The 19,655-nt window shown below is 58.3% G+C and carries 17 protein-coding genes; 9 read left to right on the plus strand and 8 right to left on the minus strand.

The genetic code is table 11. The annotated features are described in order from the left end of the window. Window positions 1-282: 282 nt before the first annotated feature. From TX23_RS15970 to TX23_RS15985, 4 genes are all read right to left on the minus strand, one after another. On the minus strand, window positions 283-663 hold the full coding sequence (locus TX23_RS15970; RefSeq protein WP_057703018.1) for a RidA family protein: 381 nt from the start codon (window positions 661-663) through the stop codon (window positions 283-285). Window positions 664-761: 98 nt separating this feature from the next. Then, window positions 762-1,631 (minus strand): isocitrate lyase/PEP mutase family protein, encoded by an 870-nt coding sequence (locus TX23_RS15975; protein WP_057703019.1) that lies wholly within the window; start codon window positions 1,629-1,631, stop codon window positions 762-764. 111 nt (window positions 1,632-1,742) lie between these two features. Further along, window positions 1,743-2,408: a DUF3313 domain-containing protein gene (locus tag TX23_RS15980; protein WP_057703088.1), complete on the minus strand. Its 666-nt coding sequence runs from the start codon at window positions 2,406-2,408 to the stop codon at window positions 1,743-1,745. Continuing rightward, window positions 2,408-2,719, minus strand: a complete 312-nt coding sequence (locus TX23_RS15985) for a hypothetical protein (protein WP_057703020.1) — start codon at window positions 2,717-2,719, stop codon at window positions 2,408-2,410. The genes TX23_RS15980 and TX23_RS15985 overlap by 1 nt, the downstream gene beginning before the upstream one ends. Window positions 2,720-2,848: 129 nt before the next feature. Here TX23_RS15985 and TX23_RS15990 point away from each other — a divergent pair, with 129 nt between their 5' ends. The 7 genes from TX23_RS15990 (at window position 2,849) to TX23_RS16020 (ending at window position 11,570) form a co-directional block, all read left to right on the plus strand. Beyond that, window positions 2,849-3,592 (plus strand): response regulator, encoded by a 744-nt coding sequence (locus tag TX23_RS15990; RefSeq protein WP_057703021.1) that lies wholly within the window; start codon window positions 2,849-2,851, stop codon window positions 3,590-3,592. Then, on the plus strand, window positions 3,589-4,920 hold the full coding sequence (locus TX23_RS15995) for an ATP-binding protein (protein ID WP_057703022.1): 1,332 nt from the start codon (window positions 3,589-3,591) through the stop codon (window positions 4,918-4,920). Before TX23_RS15990 ends, TX23_RS15995 begins: the two co-directional genes overlap by 4 nt. A 170-nt stretch (window positions 4,921-5,090) precedes the next feature. After that, on the plus strand, window positions 5,091-5,888 hold the full coding sequence (locus tag TX23_RS16000) for a helix-turn-helix transcriptional regulator (protein ID WP_057703023.1): 798 nt from the start codon (window positions 5,091-5,093) through the stop codon (window positions 5,886-5,888). A gap of 48 nt (window positions 5,889-5,936) precedes the next feature. Next, entirely contained in the window at window positions 5,937-7,319 is a 1,383-nt protein-coding gene (locus TX23_RS16005) for an aspartate aminotransferase family protein (RefSeq protein WP_057703024.1), read from the plus strand. Window positions 7,320-7,466: 147 nt separating this feature from the next. After that, window positions 7,467-8,840 carry an APC family permease gene (locus tag TX23_RS16010; protein WP_057703025.1) on the plus strand — a complete coding sequence of 458 codons (1,374 nt, stop codon included), beginning with the start codon at window positions 7,467-7,469 and terminating at the stop codon, window positions 8,838-8,840. 176 nt (window positions 8,841-9,016) lie between these two features. Further along, the gene (locus TX23_RS16015; protein WP_057703026.1) at window positions 9,017-10,507 is read left to right on the plus strand and encodes an aldehyde dehydrogenase; all 1,491 of its coding nucleotides are present in this window, start codon (window positions 9,017-9,019) and stop codon (window positions 10,505-10,507) included. Window positions 10,508-10,637: 130 nt separating this feature from the next. Beyond that, a complete protein-coding gene (locus TX23_RS16020) occupies window positions 10,638-11,570 on the plus strand; it encodes a cupin domain-containing protein (RefSeq protein WP_057703027.1) in 933 nt (310 codons plus the stop codon). 1 nt (window position 11,571) lies between these two features. Here TX23_RS16020 and TX23_RS16025 read toward each other — a convergent pair whose 3' ends face one another. Next, entirely contained in the window at window positions 11,572-12,477 is a 906-nt protein-coding gene (locus tag TX23_RS16025) for a LysR family transcriptional regulator (protein ID WP_057703028.1), read from the minus strand. Window positions 12,478-12,879: 402 nt separating this feature from the next. Between TX23_RS16025 and TX23_RS16030 the strand changes: the two genes are divergently transcribed. Together TX23_RS16030 and TX23_RS16035 are read left to right on the plus strand one after the other, a co-directional pair. After that, window positions 12,880-14,616 (plus strand): hydrogenase maturation protein, encoded by a 1,737-nt coding sequence (locus TX23_RS16030; RefSeq protein WP_057703029.1) that lies wholly within the window; start codon window positions 12,880-12,882, stop codon window positions 14,614-14,616. A 129-nt stretch (window positions 14,617-14,745) separates the two neighbouring features. Then, window positions 14,746-15,369, plus strand: coding sequence for a dTMP kinase (locus TX23_RS16035; protein WP_057703030.1), 624 nt, complete (start codon window positions 14,746-14,748; stop codon window positions 15,367-15,369). A 41-nt stretch (window positions 15,370-15,410) separates the two neighbouring features. Here the strand turns inward: TX23_RS16035 and TX23_RS16040 are convergent, their stop codons facing one another. Genes TX23_RS16040 through TX23_RS16050 form a run of 3 tightly spaced genes read right to left on the minus strand, consistent with a single transcriptional unit; the run spans window position 15,411 to window position 19,557 of the window. Continuing rightward, a complete protein-coding gene (locus TX23_RS16040) occupies window positions 15,411-16,562 on the minus strand; it encodes an alkaline phosphatase family protein (RefSeq protein ID WP_057703031.1) in 1,152 nt (383 codons plus the stop codon). Then, window positions 16,559-18,010 carry an FAD/NAD(P)-binding protein gene (locus TX23_RS16045; RefSeq protein ID WP_057703032.1) on the minus strand — a complete coding sequence of 484 codons (1,452 nt, stop codon included), beginning with the start codon at window positions 18,008-18,010 and terminating at the stop codon, window positions 16,559-16,561. Before TX23_RS16045 ends, TX23_RS16040 begins: the two co-directional genes overlap by 4 nt. Beyond that, the gene (locus TX23_RS16050; RefSeq protein ID WP_057703033.1) at window positions 18,007-19,557 is read right to left on the minus strand and encodes an AMP-binding protein; all 1,551 of its coding nucleotides are present in this window, start codon (window positions 19,555-19,557) and stop codon (window positions 18,007-18,009) included. The genes TX23_RS16045 and TX23_RS16050 overlap by 4 nt, the downstream gene beginning before the upstream one ends. Window positions 19,558-19,655: the final 98 nt, after the last annotated feature.

Below are 19,655 nucleotides of genomic sequence, written 5' to 3' on the forward strand. Positions count from 1 at the left end.
TAATCCGCCATGGATTTGGGGGGCCGCCGCCACGCGCCATCCATGGCGCGGGGCGGCTAAACCGGCATCCCTGCCGGTTTACCCCCCAAATCCCTGTCGAATTCCGGCCAGCGTGGTTTGACGGGGCGCCTGAGATCAAGATCAAAAGCAGAGCAAGAGCAAGAGCAAGAGCGGCTCGCTTCGCATCGTGGTTACCGGCGGCAGTGGCTACAAAAAGTGTGTAGATACCTATGCTCATCGGGGGCAAGCCCCCTCCCACAGTTGCTATAGCGCCCTGAGATATCAGGCCTTGGCAGCCATCGCCGTCACTTCAACGCGCATTCCGTCCACCGCCAACGCGGCAACACCCACCGCAGCCCGTACCGGCCATGGCTTGGCGAAAAAGCGCTTGTAGACTTCGTTGAACGCGGCACGGTCGGCCATATCGGTGAGGTAAATGGTCAGGTGCATCACCCGGTCCATGGAACTGCCGGCTTTTTCCAGCGCGACTTTCAGCGCTTGCAGGGTGCATTCGCTTTGCAGGGTGATATCGCCCAGCTCCAGGCTGCCGTCGGCGCGGGTCGGGATTTGGGTTGAGACCAGAATGCCGTTGAAACCGATCACATCGGAGGAAATGGAGTCGGCATCCGGGTCGGGGGTGTAGCACAGGTCGTGGTTGGCCATGGGCACCTCTTGTTGGCTGGAACAGAAAGGCGCCCATGGTCCGCGAATTTTACAGCAGTGGCAAACGCTGCGCCCCGCGCTACGGGGCGTCATTGAAGCTACTCTTTAACGTCCATGAACTCTTCAGCCCACGCCACATAGCTCTCCGGCAACGTGTAGGTGTGGGTCAGCTCCGTGGCGCTGAGATTGGACGTGCTCTGGGTCAGCTGGCGTTGCGCACGCAGGCTGTCGTAGGTGGCCTTGATCGCGGCGAAGTAAGCGCCATGCCCGGCGACGACGATGCGCACGCCCAGGCTGGCCAGGCGCTCGCTGTCATGCAGTTGCGGGTTGCCGTAGGTCACCAGCATCAACGGCACGCTGAGGTTTTCGGCGATTTGCTCCAGGTGCTCGAAGTCTTTGACGCCGACCATGCAGATGCCATCGGCGCCGGCTTTTTCGTAGGCTTTGGTGCGGGCGATAACGTCGGCGGTGGGCAACACGCCGGCGTTGGTACGGGCAATGATCGACAATGCAGGGTCGACGCGCGCCTCAATGGCCGCCTTGACCTTGCCGATGCCTTCTTCCACCGAAATCAGATCGGTGGACTTGCGCCCGAATTGCGCCGGCAGCAGAGTGTCTTCGATGGTCAGCGCGGCGACACCGGCGCGTTCCAGCTCTTCGACGGTACGCATCACGTTCAGCGCATTACCGTAGCCGTGGTCGGCGTCGGCGATGAAGGGCAACTGGGCGACACGGCCAATGCGGGTGGCTTGCTCAACGAACTCACTCAGGGTAATCAACGCAAAATCGGGGGCCGCCAGCACCTGCAGGGAGGCGACTGAACCGCCCAGGATCCCGACTTCAAACCCCAGGTCTGCCGCGATGCGGGCAGACATGGGGTCGAATACGGAAGCGGTTTCAACGCAGATCGGCGTTGCCAGCAGGTCACGGAAGTTACGGCGTAGCGCTGAGTGAGAAATCTTGGGCATGTTCTTTCCTGGCTTTGGTCATCGTCAAGTGACGATCAATGTCTATTCGTGGTGCCGCAAGATTACCACGCAGACAGCCAGGGGATTATGACGTTTGAGCCGGGGGGCTTGCTAACGAGCGATGCTGCCGTATGACTGGCCCAGGTCGCGAGCCCAGCCGTCGAGCACTTCTTTTACGTTGTCTGCGGTCATCACTTGCTTGTTGTTGTCCAGGGGAATGCCGGTGCCGTTGCTCACGATGGCAGCCACGACATCACCGGTCGAGCCATCTTCCAGGGACAACTGCGTGGCGATTTCGCTGTCCTGATCACGGACTCCAGCGGCGGTGCTCACGCCTGCTGCGACCAGAGTGACCGGCAGCCATTCATATAGGCGCAAGCCTTGGGGGGTGGTGGCGATCCGGGTAATGGCGGGGCGTATCGTGAGTGTGTCGGGCCCGGGCTTTGCGGCCAGGTATACGTGTTTGCCGAGCTCCGACCTCAGCACCAGGTCGTAATACCCGGTGACGTGGGCGAGGGTGCTTTGCGGTATCTGGGCGCTGGGTTCAACAGCCGGGAAAAACTGGCTGGGTGCCAGGTACACCTGCTTGTATCGGCCACGCTTCAAGGCTGGGCTGACCCAACTCAGGACGGTCTGGCCCGAAGGGCTTTGGTGTTCTTTAAGCAGGCTGTAATCGTGAAGAAAACCCGCGTTTTCGGGCTCGATGTGGTTGGTGCTGCAGGCCGCCAGGCTCAGAGTGGCCGCTATGAGTAACGGCAGTGAGCATTTACGAGTGATCAATGGGCTACCTGTTCGTTCGCAGTGTCCTGGGAGCATTCAACGTGCAACTGGCCATGGGTCATGATCCAGTGGACCAGCTCAGCGGTGGAAATGGAGTGGGCGTACTCGACCCAGCGTCCGGCGTCGGGGCTGTAATGTTCGAAGTAGCGGCGCAGCACGATACGGTCCTGGTCCGCCGTCAGGCCCAGGCAGGATTCCTGAAACAGCATGGGACTGTCCTGTGCGGGGGACGATGTGCGCTGACTCAGCACCAAGGGCCGCCCGGTGTCCTGTGCCTGCTCGGTATACCTGCTGCTTGAAAGCTTCATGAACGTCTCCTTGAATGGAAGGCGTGCAGGATGCCCGAGTGGGTTTTCCCGAAGATGTCCGGGTTGTGTCGGTGGCGAAGGAATGTTGCTCGATTGAAATAAATGACCCTGGCGCCGGAATGGTTTTAGATGTCTTCCTTTTTTGCCGGGGGGCCTGGGAACGTGAGCAGACTGCTGATCGTTGACGACGACGGAGAGATTCTGGCATTGCTGAAGAAGTTCTTCGTGCAGCACGCCTATGAAGTCGACGTGGCTGCCGACGGTGAAGCCATGTGGGCGGCCATCGCCCGGCAGCGCCCGGACACCATCATCCTGGACCTCATGTTGCCCGGTGAAGGCGGCCTCAGCCTGTGCCAGAAAGTCCGGGCGCAGATGGGCATTCCCATCATCATGCTCACCGCCATGGGCGAGCTCAGTGATCGCATCGTCGGCCTGGAGCTGGGCGCCGACGACTATCTGACCAAACCATTCGCCCCCCGCGAATTGCTGGCCCGCCTGCGTGCGGTGCAACGGCGCGCGGGGCAGCCCATCGGCGCGGCCAGCGAGCACTCCCGACCCGTCATTGCCTTCGCCGGTTGGCATCTGGATATTACCTGCCGCGAGCTGCGCTCCCCCGAAGGCGTAATGATTCCGCTGTCCGGTGGGGAATTCGACTTGCTGGTGGTGTTTCTCGAACACCCTCAGCGTATCCTCACCCGCGACCAATTGATCGACCTCACCCACGGCCAGGGCCACGATGCCTTCGACCGCAGCATCGACGTGCAGGTCAGCCGGTTGCGGCGCAAGATTGAGCCCGATTGCAAACGCCCGGACTTGATCCGCACGGTACGCAATGGCGGCTATTTGTTCACCGCCGTGGTCACCCGCTCATGATCCGCCGCCTGTTGCGTCGCGACACCCTGAACCGGCGTATCGCCCTGACCATTCTCGCCGCGATGCTCGCTTCGCTGGCGCTCAATGCCTTGTTCGTCCAGGTGGCCGGGGTCTGGGCGCGCCCGCCTATTGATCGCACCGGGTTACTGGAGCAGATGGCCGCGACCACCAAGGTCATCGAAGCCGCCCCTGCAACGTTGCGCCCGCAACTGGCGACAGCGGCCAGCGATGCCCGGCTGCATGTGGCGTGGCATAACGACACAGCGGATTTCGGCCTTCCCGACGGCAACACGGCGCTGCAAGCGGGCGAAGTCCCAGGGATACAAGCGCTGTTTGGCACGGGGCGACAAATTCAGGTGTTCAGCCCGGACGATTGGCCGCGTGGCAGCCCCGACGCGCACTATGTGGCGCTCGTGCAGTTGCTCGACGGCAGCTGGTTGTCATTCATTCCGCCTGAACGCACGTGGGGGCTGAGCGCACCTACGCGAATCGCGGTGATCATTACCCTGGGGTTGATCGCGACCTTGTTGGTGGCCTGGTTCGCGACTCGGCAATTGGCCAGGCCGTTGCAGCGTTTCGCCAGTGCCGCCCGGCGTTTTGGGGGGGATCTGCGTGCTCCGCCTATCGACAGCGAGGGCCCCGACGAAATACGCCAGGCCATCATCGCCTTCAACACCATGCAAGCGCAGATCCAGCATTTCATCGGCGAACGCACCCATATGCTCGCGGCCATTTCCCACGATTTACGCGCGCCCCTGACGCGCATGCGCCTGCGTTGCGAGTTCATGGAGGATCTGGACCATCAGCACAAACTGATTCGCGATGTCGAAGAAATGCAGTCGATGATCAACGCCGCGCTGGCGTTCTTTCGCGATGATACCGTGCTGGAGCAAAGCACCGTGTTTGATCTGTCGGAGCTGCTGCAAACCATTATTGACGACTATCGCGACCAGCATCTTGCGGTTGATTTCAGCGGCCCGGCCCACCTGGTTTATCAAGGGCGGCCACTGGGACTTAAGCGGGTGATCGTTAACCTGTTGGAGAACGCCGGCAAATATGCGCGCCACCCTGGCATCGCCCTGAGTGGCGACGATCAGCGAGTCTATATCGAGGTCCGTGATCAGGGGCCGGGGATTCCCGAGGCCGACCTTGAGCGCGTATTCGACCCCTTCTTTCGTCTGGAAACCTCGCGCAATCGTAATACCGGTGGCGTAGGGCTCGGGCTTTCAGCGGCGCGCGCCATTGTGCGCGAGCAGGGCGGCGAACTGACGCTCAGCAACCGTCTGCCTGGCCCAGGCCTGGTGGCGCGGGTCGAGCTGCCTCGATAGCCCGACAGGCACAACCCGTCACCCTAACGGGTGATTTCGATGACTTGGCGGCTGTGGGACTATCACTTCAGTCCCGGGCGCCAGTGACGTGGCGCCGCACCCCAGCATTCTGACGGCGAGTCTTCGAAGTGGAAAATGACCGGTTTTCTTCAGCCCAATGGTTCGAGCAGATGGCCCGCGTCACCGCGAACATCGGCAATGCCGGCTTTGCCGCCGCACTGTTTGAGGCCCTTGGGTGTATCTGGCCGATTCAGGCCACGACCCTGTACTTGTACCCCCGCGACGGGATGCCCAGCGCATTGTTCGAGCTGGACGGGCCATGGCTGCCGCAAGGCAACGTGCGCCAGTACCTGTCGGGTTTCTATCTGCTTGATCCGTTCTACGGTGCCTGCGTGGAGGGCGCCGCGTCCGGCTGCTACGACCTCGCCGATGTAGCCCCCGATCACTTCGAACACAGTGAGTATTACCAGTCGTTCTACCGGCATTCGCACCTGGAAGATGAGCTCAATTACATCCATCAGGCAGGCAATGGCCTGAGCCTGGCGGTGTCGCTGGCCTTCACGCAAAAGCTCGATGCCACCACCACGCAACAATTCAAGCGCATCACGCCGTGGGTGCTGGCGGTGCTGGGCAAGCACTTTGTCGGCCTGGATGCGCAGGGCGCACGGTTTGAGAGCTTGCTGGAGCAGCGTATTCATTCGGCACTCAATAACTTCGGCTCGTCGCTGTTGACCGAGCGCGAATGCCGGATCGCCCAGTTGATCCTGCGGGGCCACTCCACGCGCTCACTGGCCGAGCGCCTCGGGGTTTCCGAGGACACCATCAAGTCCCACCGTAAACACATCTACAGCAAGCTCGATATCGGTACGCAATCGGAACTGTTTTCGTTGTTTATCGATTCGTTGGCCGAAGCCCAGGGCGTGCTCAGCAAAGACCCCCTTGAAAGCTACATGAGCAAGAACCGCTGAGCCGGGCCGCTCACCCAGGCATGACTACCCACAACAAGAGAAAAAGCCATGAACTTACCCTTCGAACCCAAGCGCCGGACCCAGGACTATCAGCAGTCTGATGCGGCTCACCATATCCATGCCTTTGTGGATCAAAAGGCGCTGAATGCCGAAGGTCCCCGCGTCATGGTCCGTGGTGAGGGCCTGTACCTGTGGGACAGCGAAGGCAAGCGTTATCTGGACGGAATGTCGGGCCTGTGGTGCACACAACTCGGTTACGGGCGCAAGGACCTGACCGCTGCCGCCGCGGCGCAGATGGACCAGTTGGCCTACTACAACATGTTCTTTCACACCACCCACCCGGCGGTGATCGAGCTGTCCGAGCTGTTGTTCAGCCTTTTGCCGGCTCACTACAGCCACGTGATCTACACCAACTCCGGCTCCGAAGCCAACGAGGTGCTGATCCGTACCGTGCGCCGTTATTGGCAAGTGCTCGGCAAGCCGCAGAAGAAAATCATGATCGGCCGCTGGAACGGCTATCACGGCTCGACCCTGGCGGCGTCAGCCCTGGGCGGCATGAAATTCATGCATGAGATGGGCGGCTTGATTCCGGACGTTGCGCACATTGATGAACCGTATTGGTTCGCCCAGGGCGGGGATTTGACCCCGGACGAATTCGGTCGGCGCTGTGCGCTGCAACTGGAAGAGAAGATCCTGGAACTGGGCGCGGAAAACGTCGCAGGCTTTATCGCCGAACCCTTCCAGGGCGCAGGCGGCATGATCTTTCCACCGCAAAGCTATTGGCCGCACATCCAGCGGATCTGCCGTCAGTACGATGTGCTGCTGTGTGCAGATGAGGTGATTGGTGGTTTTGGCCGCACCGGCGAATGGTTTGCTCACCAGTATTTTGGGTTCGAACCCGATACCCTGTCGATCGCCAAGGGCCTGACGTCCGGCTACCTGCCCATGGGTGGTCTGGTGCTGAGCAAGCGCATGGCCGAGGCGTTGGTGGAGCAGGGCGGGGTCTTCGCCCATGGCCTGACGTATTCCGGGCATCCGGTCGCGGCGGCAGTGGCGCTGGCCAATCTCAAGGCGCTGCGCGATGAAGGCATTGTGCGCCAAGTGAAGGAAGACACCGGGCCGTATTTGCACAAGCTTTTGCGCGAAACCTTCGCCAATCACCCGCTGATTGGCGAGATCCAGGGCGCCGGAATGCTCGCGGCGTTGCAGTTCGCCGAGGACAAGGACACTCGCAAACGCTTCGCCAATGAGAACGACCTGGCGTGGCAGTGCCGCACATTTGGCTTTGAAGAAGGCGTGATCATTCGCTCGACCCTGGGCCGCATGATCATGGCACCGGCCCTGGTTGCCACACGCGCGGAGCTCGATGAACTGGTCGACAAAACCCGCATCGCGGTAGACCGCACCGCACGGATCGCGGGAAAGCTGTGAAGGGCTGAGCGACTTCGCTTCTCGGTGGATTGAACCGGGTGGGCACCGAACATTGGGCTGCCCACCCAACCCCATGGATGACTCAATAACGGTATCGATCTGATCGAACGCCGCGGCGCCCTGCATTCCCATTTCCAGGAGTCAGCAATGAATACAATAACAAACGCAGCCGATACTCCCGCCCATCACACCCCATCAACCTCATCGCGCCGTTTTCGACAACCCCTGGGCCTGGTCGGGCTGGTGCTGTTTGGACTGGCGTATATGGTGCCGCTGGCGGTGTTCACCACCTACGGGCTGGTGACGCAAATGACCAAGGGCCACCTGGCCACCGCTTACCTGTTGACGCTGGCGGCCATGTTGCTCACGGCCTACAGCTATGGCTGCATGGTCCAGGCGCATCCCTATTCGGGCTCGGTCTATACCTACACGCGCAAGGCGTTTGGCGCCTGCTTCGGTTTTATCGCCGGATGGACCTTGCTGCTGGATTACATCTTCCTGCCGCTGCTCAGCTATTTGTTGATCGGCATCTACCTGTCCGAATACTTTCCCGGCGTGCCGACTGCCGTATGGGTACTGGGCTCCATTGCCCTGGTGACGGCGCTCAACCTGGTGGGTATCGAGTCGATCACCCGAGTCAACTGGGTGCTGATCGTGGCGCAACTGGTGTTCATCGTGGTGTTTGTGGCGTTGTCGATCCACAACCTGAGCGGGCAGGCCGAACCGGTGTCGTTGCTCAAGCCGTTTCACCATGACGGCTTCAGCGTACCGCTGATCATGACCGGCGCGGCGGTGCTGTGCTTGTCGTTTTTGGGCTTTGATGCGGTGTCGACCATGGCCGAAGAAACCCCCAACCCGCGCCGTACCATCCCTATTGCAATCATGGCGGTGTCGTTGATCGGTGGGCTGTTGTTCCTGGTGGTTTCCTATTGCGCGCAGTTGGTATTCCCGCAATGGAGCAGCTTCGCCGACCCTGACTCGGCGTCGGTGGATGTGATGCGCCGCGTAGGCGGTGAGCTGTTGGTCAGCGCCTTTACCGCGACCTATGTAGCGGGCTGTTTCGCCTCGGCGATGGTCTCCCAGGCCAGTGTGTCTCGCGTGCTGTTCGCAATGGGCCGCGACGGTGCGCTGCCCAGGGTGTTCGGCAAGCTGGTAACGAAGAAACGCGTGCCGGCCAACGCGATCATGCTGGTCAGCCTGTTCTCGCTGATCGCTCTGTTTATCACGCTGGACACCGTGGCCAACATGATCAGCTTCGGCGCGCTGTTTGCGTTTTCGGCGGTCAACCTGGCAGTGATCAAGCATTACCTGGGCGACCAGAAACTGCGCGGCACCCGCAACTACCTGCTTTACGCCGTTCTACCGGGCCTGGGGTTTCTCAGCACGCTGTGGCTGTGGACGAGCCTGTCGGGCATGTCATTCACCATCGGCTTGTGCTGGATGGGCCTGGGGCTGCTGTGTTTGTTCTGCGTCACACGTGGCTTCCGGGTACGTATGCCGGACCTGCAAATGGCTGAATAAACATCAACCCCTCGGTTCATTTGTAGGCGCGAGCTTGCTCGCGAAAAACGTCAACGATAACGGGTTTTTCTTGAGTGAACGCGGCGCCTATGGGGTTTTCGCGAGCAAGCTCGCGCCTACAAAAGCCTTAAGGCTGACCAGATGTTTACCTATCCATCCCCCTTCAGGAATACAGCATGTTCAACCTCGAATACTGGCAGCAACGCGCTGCCCGCCAAACCTTCATCAACACCGCCCTGATCGACGGCCAACCTGTGAGTGCACGGTCCGGTGTCACGTTCGACACCATCAACCCGGCGACCCAGCAACGGCTTGCGCAGGTCGCCGCTTGCGGTGACGCAGAAGTTGAGCTTGCGGTGCGGTCCGCGCGCCGTGCGTTTGACCAGGGGCCCTGGCGGCGAATGCCACCAGGCGAGCGCAAGAAAATCCTGCTTAAACTCTCCGAGCTGTTGATGACCCACCGTGAAGAACTGGCGCTGCTGGACTCCCTGAACATGGGCAAGCCGGTGATGGACGCCTATAACGTCGACGTACCCGGTGCCGCTCATGTGTTCGCCTGGTACGGCGAAGCCTTGGACAAAATCTACGACCAGGTCGCGCCGACCGCCCACAACGCCTTGGCGACCATCACCCGCGAAGCGTTGGGGGTGATTGCGGCAGTGGTGCCATGGAACTTCCCGCTGGACATGGCCGCCTGGAAACTGGCGCCTGCTTTGGCGGCGGGCAACAGTGTGGTGCTCAAGCCCGCTGAGCAGTCACCGTTCTCTGCACTGCGCCTGGCGGAATTGGCCCTTGAAGCGGGGATTCCGCCGGGTGTACTGAACGTGGTGCCTGGCATGGGCGAGAGCGCCGGCAAGGCCCTGGGGTTGCACTCGGACGTGGATTGCCTGGTGTTTACCGGCTCCACCCAGGTGGGCAAATACTTCATGCAGTACGCCGCCCAGTCCAACCTCAAGCAGGTCTGGCTGGAGTGTGGCGGCAAAAGCCCGAACCTGGTGTTTGCAGACTGTCAGGACCTGGACCTGGCGGCCGAAAAGGCGGCGTTCGGGATTTTCTTTAACCAGGGCGAAGTGTGCTCGGCCAACTCGCGCCTGTATGTGCAACGCTCCATTCACGATGAGTTCGTCGAGCGCCTGGTCGCCAAGTCCCGGGCATGGATACCCGGCAATCCCCTGGACCCGCGCAGCGCTGCCGGTGCAATCGTCGACAGCGGGCAAACCGCACGCATCATGCAAGCCATCAGCCAGGCGCGCACCGACGGCGCCACGCTGTTGGTGGGGGGCGAGCAGATGACCCTCAACGGTTCATCAAACTTCATCCAGCCGACGATCTTTGGCGACGTCACCCCGGGTATGAGCCTTTGCCGCGATGAAGTGTTTGGCCCCGTGCTGGCGGTGAGCGCCTTCGACACCGAAGAACAGGCCGTGCAGCAGGCCAACGCGAGTATCTACGGCCTGGCGGCATCGGTGTGGAGTGACGACCTGAACCGCGCGCACCGCGTGGCTCGCGCCCTGAATGCCGGCACTGTGTCGGTCAATACAATCGACGCGCTGGATGTCACGGTGCCCTTTGGCGGGGGCAAGCAGTCCGGCTTTGGGCGTGATCTGTCGCTGCATTCGTTTGATAAGTACACGCAGTTGAAAACCACCTGGTTTGAGTTGCGTTAACGGCCCCGTTTCGCATAACTGCTGTGCAGGTGCAGGGATTAATCCGCCAGCGCACACTGCCTATAGTTGATTCACGCACTGCAGCGCTTAAAAGCGCTGCGGGCTCCAGCCAACGACTGAGGTGAGCCTGATGAACCGTGAATTCAACCCCGCGCTGGCGGATATAAACCAGGTGGACGCCGAGTACTTCGAGTACAGCAAGGCGGCCAACCCCATCAGTGCCAACCTGATTGCGCGCATTCCCTACCACAGCTTTCCCGCCTCGTTATACGACAGTGGCCCTTCACGCGTGGTCCCGCTGGACCTCAGCGAGGCCTTGGGCTGCGAAGGCCCCGCGACAGGTCCCGGGCTGTGCGCGAACTTCATGCGTCTTAACCGTGGCGACACGCTGACCTTGCAACCCAATGCGACCTCCCAGGTGTTCTATGTGATCGCCGGGGAGGGCAGGCTGGTTCAGGGCGAGCATGAGATTCAATGGTCAAAAGGCTGTTTTATTGCCTTGCCAGGCTTGCAGGCGGTGCACTTCAGTGCCAGCCAGGATGCGCGTCTTTACTACGTGCACGATGAACCCTTGCTGCGCTACCTGGGAGTGACACGTAGCGTAGACCGCTTCGCGCCGACGCTCTACCCCGCAGCGTTGGCTAACGCCAAGTTGCGCGAAGCGGCCGACGATCCCCGGGCGCAAGACCGCAGCCGCATCAGCATTTTGCTGGGCAACCGCAACTTCCCCCAGACGCGCACCGTGACCCATGTGCTGTGGGCGATGTACGGCATCCTGCCGGCAGGCTCGGTACAAAAACCTCACCGGCACCAGTCGATTGCGCTGGATTTCATCATTGATTGCCCGTCGGGGTGTTACTCGCTGGTGGGCACCGAGCTGGACGCGGATGGTCAGATCCGCAATCCGCAGCGGGTGGACTGGTCGCCTGGCCTGGCATTTGTCACGCCTCCGGGCTATTGGCACGCGCACTTCAACGAATCGGACACCGAGGCGTTCCTGATTCCGATTCAGGACGCAGGGCTGCAAACCTATCTGCGCTCCCTGGATATTCGCTTCAGTTGAGTCATGTCCACTCAGGCGTCTGGCCCAGTCGCTCAACGATAAAGTCGATAAAACACCTGACCTTGGACGACACGATGCGCTTGGGCGGGTAGACAAACCACACGGCGAAGTCGCGCTCGACATCGCGTATTCGCCATTGCGGCAGCCACACGAGCAGCTCGCCGGCCTGGATGCTCTGGGCGACCAGCCAATCCGGTAACAGGGCAAAGCCCAACCCTTGGCGTGCGGCGATCAGTTGGGCGTCGAGGTCATTTATCCGAATGCCGCCGTTATGCAGCAGCGGTGCGACCTGGTCCCCGCAGACAAAGCTGATAGCGCCCGCAGGAGAGGTACCCAGCACCGCGGGCACACCGGTGAGGTCGGTTGGGGTTGTTGGTGCACCGTGCTGCCCGGCAAAAGCCGGGCTCACCACCACGCGGTAATGGCCGTCGCAGAGTTTGCGCGCCTTGAGCGTTGAATCGGCCAGCGCGCCAATGCGAATGGCTAGATCAACGCCTGCATGAATCAAGTTGACCTGCGCGTTGTCCAGCACCAGTTCCAGGCTGATTTGCGGGTAGCGCGCGCCAAAGTCCTTCAAGGCCGCAAGGATGTGATGGCGGGCGAAGGCCGGTGGCAGGTTGAGCTTCAACACGCCCCGGGGCTGCTCGTTTAACGCAGACGTCGCCGCTTTGGCATGTTCCAGTTCATCCAGCACCCTGCGCGCGTGCATCAGGAAGGTTTGGCCGCCTTCGGTCAGGTGCAGGGTGCGTGTGGAGCGATTGAACAGCGCGATACCCAGGTCCTGCTCAAGGTCCTTTACGTAGCGTGAAACCGTGGACGCCTTGATCCCCAACCGCTCGGCGGCGCGGGAGAAGTTATTGCCTTCGGCGGCTTCGACGAAGGCGGTGAGGGCACTGAAATAGTCCAAGGACAGCCTCGGGGCAGGGCAGGGAGAGGTGCAGATTGTTGAAGTTTGGACGGTGCTGTCAACCTTATGTGCTTAGCCAGTCAGTCAAGGATTTTGTAGGCGCGAGCTTGCTCGCGAGAAACCCATAGGCACCGCGTTTATTCTGGAAGCACTTTGCACCTGAATGTCGCTCAACTGCGCATCCTTGAGCTCTGCGAAACGCTGCTTGAGCAATACCTGGGCTACTTTTGGCTAAAGAGTGTCTGCGTCGTATTCAAGCGTGCGGATCTGGGCATTGCTCATACAAAATTGATCCGGATCAGGTGGCGCGGCTGCCGCGCTCTATAACCTTGGGCTTCCATCAAAGGCCAGGGACGGCTCAAGGAGCACCTCTGGTCGCCCAATCTCAAGGAAGAGTCAGCCATGCGATCACTGAAGATCCTGTTGTTATCCTCGGCATTCAACGGTTTGACCCAGCGGGCCTGGCTGGATTTGCGCCAGGCGGGTCACGATCCCAGCGTTGTGGTGTTCACCGATGAAATTACCGTGTGCCGCCAGGTCGAGGCGTCGGGGGCCGATCTGGTGATCTGTCCATTTCTCAAGGACCGGGTACCCGAGCAGCTATGGAACCACCCGCAGCGGCCGGTGGTGATCGTCCACCCAGGCATCGTCGGTGACCGTGGCGCCAGCGCGTTGGACTGGGCCATCACCCGGCAGGTTAATCGCTGGGGCGTCACGGCCTTGCAGGCGGTGGAGGAAATGGACGCTGGGCCGATCTGGTCGACCTGCGAATTCTACATGCCCGCCGATGTGCGCAAATCCGAGCTGTACAATGGCCAGGTAAGTGACGCGGCGATTGTCTGCATCCGCGATGTGGTGGAAAAATTCGCCACGGGCTTTGTCCCTGTGCCCCTCGATTACACCCAACCCGACGTTATCGGGCGATTGCAGCCGAACATGACCCAGGCTGACCGAACCTTCAGTTGGTTCGATTGTGCAGCCTTTATCAAGCGCAGCATCGACGCCGCCGACGGCCAACCCGGTGTGCTGGCAAGCCTGCTGGGCGGGCAATATTACCTGTACGACGCACACCTGGATTCACGCCAGGGCAGTCCGGGGGAAATTCTCGCGGTCCAGGATGACGCGGTACTGGTGGCAGCTGGGGATCACAGCCTGTGGATCGGCTCGCTCAAACGCAAGGCCCAGCCAGGGCAGGAGACCTTCAAGCTGCCGGCGCGTCATGTGCTGGCTGAACAACTGGCTGGCGTTCCGGTGCTGGACAGCTCGATCGCGCAACAGCGTTTCAATGCGCTGGCCTATCAACCGATTCGCTACCGGGAGACTGATCACGTCGGCGAACTGACATTTGAGTTCTACAACGGCGCCATGAGCACCGAGCAATGCCAACGACTGGTGGCTGCATTGCGCTGGGCCAAGGCGCGAGACACCCAAGTGTTGCTGATCAAAGGCGGGCGCGGCAGTTTTTCCAATGGCGTGCACCTTAATGTGATCCAGGCCGCCAAAGTGCCGGGGCTGGAAGCCTGGGCCAATATTCAAGCCATCGACGATGTGTGCCAGGAACTGCTAACCGCCAGGCAACTGGTGATCAGCGGCCTGACCGGCAGTGCGGGCGCAGGCGGCGTGATGCTGGCGCTGGCCGCCGATATTGTATTGGCCCGTGAGGGCATAGTGCTCAACCCGCATTACAAAACCATGGGCCTCTATGGCTCCGAATACTGGACTTATAGCCTGCCAAGGGCAGTCGGCAATGAAGTCGCGCACAAGCTGACCGAAGAATGCCTGCCCATCAGCGCCGTCCAGGCTCTGGAATACGCAATGGTTCAGGATATCGGCCCGCGCTGCCCACACACCTTTGATCTGTGGCTCTCTCAACAGGCCCAAAGCGCGCTGACCAATCCTCAATACCGGGACGCGCGCGCGCGTAAAACCACGTTGGATATTCAGCAAATGGAACGCTGTCGCGAGCATGAGCTGGCACAGATGCAGTTGGACATGGTGCAAAACCGCCAGCAGTTTGCCGAAAAGTGCCGCAACTTCGTGTTCAAACGCAAAACCTGCCAGACCCCGCAGCGGTTGATCGCGCCATGGGCGTTGACGTACGAGGCCGGCGTGCCGGAAAGCCGAATGCTGAACGGCTGACGCGGGGAGGGCGCTTCGGTCCAGTCCCGCCTCGCATTGGGCAATAAGGTTCCCCATAATGGAGGCCAACTTGCCCAAACTCCGAGACCTCATGGAACCGCACAACCTGAACGATAACGCAGCGCTCGTATGACTCGGGCGCTGTTTGTTTCGTTGGATGGGCCCAAGGGCACCGGCAAAACCACGCTGTTGGAGGCTGTTACGACAGCATTGAGGGCCGACAACAAAAAGGTCGTCCGCCTGTGCGAGCGCAAAAGCGATCCCTATCGAGCGCAAACGATGGCTCTGGTTAACAAATTCGCCAGAGACCCCAGTCGGGATCTGGAGCTTGAGGTGTGTGAACGCTTTGCCGACAGCCGCAGCTGGATCACCCGACACGTACTGGCTGCGCAGCCACCCGACAGCATCATCCTGATGGATCGCTGGTACCCGTCCGATGCCGCGTTTCGGCGGTTGATACCGTTTAAAGACATTCTTGCGCTGAACCTTGATCGACAGGTGCAAGTGCCGGATCTGCATGTGGGGGTTGTCGCCACTGCGCAAATATCCTGGGCAAGGGCAGCGGCGCGGCGGCGTGGGTTGAGCAGTACGGTGATGTTCAGGCTGGAGGAACAGGTGGCTTGTACAGAGGCGTTTGAGCGGGTGGGTGTGGGGCAGGGGTGGGCGTTGTGTCGGAATGAAGGGACGGTTGAGGAGGGCGTGAGGTGGATGGTATCCGAGATCCATAAAGTTCTTCGGGCACAGGCAGGTTGATGTGTAGGCTGTAGCTTCGAAGTCGAGCCACAGCCTACGGGTCACCGGTTGGTGTAGATTAGAAGCGGAGAAAGCTGATCCTCATCTGTTAAAGCCCCGTGATGTCCGTTCCATAAGGTCTGGTCTTTCTCCCTAAGGCTTTGCAAGATCCCGCCCTGACCTGTGGGATACACAATCATATCTCCGATACGTTGTTCAAACCTCGTGGAACCACCAAACAAACCTTCGTTAACCGCCTGGCTACGGGAAAGTACCGTAAAGTCATCACCCAGTTTGTTTTTCCAGCGCTCCATCACGGCGGGGAAGTTGCCGTCTTTCACGTAGACGTGCCGAGCTCGAATGTCGCCAGCAATCCATGCCACACCTTCTTGCAAGTGCTGATCAGTGTCGAAGTCAAAGCTTACTTCGGAGCAAAGGGTTGTCATGCCATGATCGGCGGTGACTAGCAGTTGCGTCCCTTGAGTCAGCGTACTGGCGATGGAAGAGATTAGGGTGTCGACCTCCTGCAGGCGGTTTAACCAGGCCTGCGAATGGGGTCCGTGAATATGACCCGCGTAATCCAACTCGCCAAGATAGACGTAAATCAGCTGTCTTGATAAGTTTTTTTGGGCGTTTCTAATGCGAAAGCCGCAGTGGGAGTAGTCTTCGTAGGGAGTGAAAGTAGCTCCTCTGTAGACAGCTTTGCTGTAACGAGAGTCTACGAATTTCGCTGGGAGTATGCACTCTATGTTCAGGCCCTGTTCCCTGGCAGTTTCCCAGGCTGTAGTTTCATCTTTAAAAATCGACGATTCAACGATCAGATCTTGATCGTGATGAGGACTGCCTGATTTCCATGGAAGTGGGGTGAACGATGTCTGAGCATCCAACGCGAATCGGCTGCCCACCACCCCGTGCTCGCCGCTCCCTTGCCCAAGGGCAAAGGAGGCCAAACTGGTAGCCGTGGTTGCAGGAAACCCAACCCTGAAAGACTGGCTACGACCCAGCAGCGTTTTCAGAAACGGTGCGTGGGAGCAATACTCATCAAGTAATCGCAGCCCTAAACCGTCAACCATGAAAACGATGATTTTGTTCGCAGGTTGGAGATTGAAACCAGGCTCAAAAGTGAGTACCCCAAGGCTCGCTAGAATCGCATGTGACAGCTGAGCGAGCCCGGATTTTTGCGCGTGAAGTTCGTTTTGAAGCACCTGCCTCATGTCAGTGTCCTGGAGAGGATGGCGGAGGTGGCAGCGACACCGTGCATGACGCTGCGTACCACATCAGTGGTAGCCAAGAATTCACCCTTGGTCATATCACCCACGAAAAATAGGCCAGGGACTTCGTCGCCACGGCGGGACAGGGCTTGATACGTCAACGGGTTGATGGAGACACCGCCCAGGGGGTGAGTACTTATCGTGCCATTGACCAACATGTTTCTCAAAACGGGCAACTCTTTGAGGTCAGCTTCATCGTAACCAGCGCCGCGGCCATCAATCAGATACTCGACACACAAACATTCGCTCTGGCCGTGATAAATTTCGAAGCTTGACTCGGTAGCTTCGATTCCTTGAAGATCCGAGAAAATGTGTAATTGCTCAGCTTTCATCAACTGCAATATACGAGTGGCGCTAAACGCAGGAAATGCGGCCAGGTACGTCATCCAAGGACCATAGTATCTAGTCATGAACGTTGCTTTGTCGTCGTCACTAAGTTTCGACCAGAGCTTGTCAACAACTGTATAGGACGCGAGCAAAACGCTTTGCCAGAGATGATTGCCCTCAGAGCAGTTGTGCAGTTCTTGCTCAAGCTCTTCAGCCTTGGTTGGTCCTGCGTGTAATAGGGCATTCCAGTCAATAAGGTGGTTGGTGACCTTATCGAGTTCTTTCTTATGGATCGCCAGTATCGACTCTAACGTCTGAGGTTTTTCATCCAGAAGAGCAGCAGTAAACGCTTCAGCGTCATATCCGGAGTGCTCAGCAATCACCTTGGGTAGCTTACCCGCTCTGGAAACCATAAAGATTTTTCCAGTATGCCCCTTTTCTTGAAGCGCCAAGACTGCATCAATTGCTGTGAGTCGAGAACCAATGATCCCCACCGTAGCATCGGCAGGTATTTTCAAACCTTGATAAGGAGAGCGGAGCAGTTTTTTTGACGTGCTGGATAACAACGGCGATTTAGGTGCATGGCCAATGCATACAATCACCTTGTCAAAAATTTCCTCGGTGCCGTTTTCAAATTCTACGGTAAATTTTTTGACCGACTTGATGGGGGTAACGCAGGTCACTGCGGTATTGATAAGTTCAGCATAAGGTGCGTTATTCAAAGCGTTTTGTAACTGATGCTCCACATAGATACCAAACAAGCGACGTTGCGGGAACTCCGACCACGCCTGGTTTTCTTCAAGTGATGCTGCTTGCCACAATGACTGATTTTTTGCTCGCCACTCTACAAACTCAAGAGGGTTTTCCGGGTTCAGGCTCATGATAGAAGCAGGGAGGTTAATGATGTGACTGTTATAGTGAGTTCCAAAAGCCAAGCCAGCGCCCGGCTTGAGCCCGTCAGCAATAACATATTCAAGCACAGGGTCTTGTTTTGCGAGTTGGGAATACAGTTGTATGAACAGGCTAACGCCTGTTGGCCCTGCACCAATTTGTAAAACTCTCATTTGGACGCCCCTGCTTGGAGTTTGATAGCTATTTTACTTGCTTCATTTCGATCGATTTTGCCGGTCATGGTCATCGGCAGATCCTGTGCGAAATAGATATCTGTGCGGTTAACGGGATAATCATCAAGATGCGAGACATGCTTAACGATGACTTCGTGAGTGGGTTGTGTGCGGTGAGGCTTGAGCTTTATGAGCAGTAAGATCTTTTTGTCGACTTCGTGCGGCGTAGTAGTGGCGACACATTCCAGTACGTCTTCATGGTCACGCAAGTGAGACTCAAGCTCTGTCAGGTCGACCAACTTGCCGAGTACTTTAACCCGCGCGTCGGCGCGGCCATGAAGGCTGAAGATCTTGCCGTCATATGAAGCGAGGTCACCCGTTCGGTACCATCGACCGTGGCGCCCGTGTGGAAGACGGCGCAGGTATCGTCCTGACGTTCTGTGATCATGGTGTACGTAACCTTGCCCAACGCCACCGCCACCTATGTAGAGTTCGCCGACCTCGTGCACATCGGCATGAGTACCATCTTTGTTCAGAATGGCAATGTGAGTGCAGGGGAAGGGTATGCCAATAGGCAACGGGGCATCATCACCCAGGCGGCTTAGGACTTCAGCGGTAGGTTCGAAATAAGTGCTGTCGATTGTTGTTTCGGTTGTTCCATAAGAAAACACCAGGCGGCAGTTGTGAGCGATGACTTTACGAATATCGTTGAACTCCCTAACGCGCATCACGTCAGACCCGGCAATAAGCAGCTTGAAACTTTCAAGTATGACGTTGTTGCTCAGTGCATAGTTGTAAAGCTCCCTGAGGATGATGGGAGTGAATTCCGCACACTCGATCTTGTGCGTGATGATGAAGTTGGCAAGGCTTTCAGCGTCTTGTTTTTCGGCCGACGTAGGAACGTAAATGGTTGCTCCGGAACAAAGTCCACGAATCCAATCGCCTGCAAATACGTCAAATGAAAGGCTGGCAAATTGCAGGTGCCTCTTGATTGTGCTCAGCTGATAAACTTCGCGCCAAGCCAAAAATGTTTCAATTAGATTGGCATGCCCAATGGCCACGCCTTTCGGATCTCCGGTTGAACCGGAAGTAAACATAATATAAGCGAGTGGGTGATAGTGTTGCTTTACGCTGATAGACGCCCGGACAGGCAGGTCACTATAATTAATAAACTCCGGGTCATCATTTTGCCTTTGATAAGGCAACTCATATTCAGAGAGCACGAGCTCAACGTTGGCAACGGCTAAGGTGCGTTGGATTTTCGACGTTGCCATCAACGGGTCTATAGGGCAGTAGATACATCCAGCATGTAAGCATCCCAACAGGGCGGGGAGTGCGCTGCTGATTTCACTCTGCATAATAGCAATAACGCTACCGGGTTCAATCCCCTTGCTCTGAATAAAAGCAGACACGTTCAATAGCTGCTCTTTTAACTCTTGGTAACTGACGATTTTATTGTCTGTAACGATGGCTGGCATATTGGGTGCAGCGTCACAGTGATTCAATATGAGTCGGAGGATTGACGAGTTTTTATCGGGGCGGTACATAAAACCATCCTTGTATTTATTTTATGTTTGCACTGCGGTTGTTTGCTCCGACTGTGCTGCTCACGTAAATGACGGCCATGCTTAAGCCGACATAATTA

This window comes from Pseudomonas paralactis, from assembly GCF_001439735.1.
In the GTDB taxonomy this organism is placed as follows: Bacteria; Pseudomonadota; Gammaproteobacteria; order Pseudomonadales; family Pseudomonadaceae; genus Aquipseudomonas; species Aquipseudomonas paralactis.